This window comes from Achromobacter sp. GbtcB20 (assembly GCF_019091095.1).
GTDB classification, from domain to species: Bacteria; Pseudomonadota; Gammaproteobacteria; order Burkholderiales; family Burkholderiaceae_B; genus Achromobacter; species Achromobacter mucicolens.
Genome location: NZ_JAGXJZ010000427.1, coordinates 1 through 302 on the forward strand (window position 1 = coordinate 1; position 302 = coordinate 302).

1 pseudogene is annotated in these 302 nt (G+C 68.9%); it reads right to left on the reverse strand.

The window, feature by feature from the left end:
* Positions 1-105: 105 nt before the first annotated feature.
* A pseudogene (locus tag KVT32_RS29620) lies at positions 106-302 on the reverse strand (response regulator receiver protein); the annotation flags it as partial.

Sequence of the window (302 nt, forward strand, 5' to 3'; positions counted from 1 at the left end):
TGAGCTCCTGGTAGGCACTGTTGCCGGCCTCGGCCGGAAGTACGCCGGAGCGGCGCTCGTCATCGGATACGGACAGGCGTTCACGCAGCGACATGGCTTCTCCTTTCAATAATCGGTATCGCCGCGGCCGAACAGGCGATTGAACAGGCCGCGGCTTTCGGGCGCGCGGCGCGCGGTGACCAGTTCGACCAGGTCGGCCAGGCTGCGCGCCGCCGCGCTCGCGCGCGACAGCTCGAGCACCGGCACGCCCTGGTTGACCGGGTCGGTGACGGCGATGTAATCGTTGGGCACGGGGGGCACGA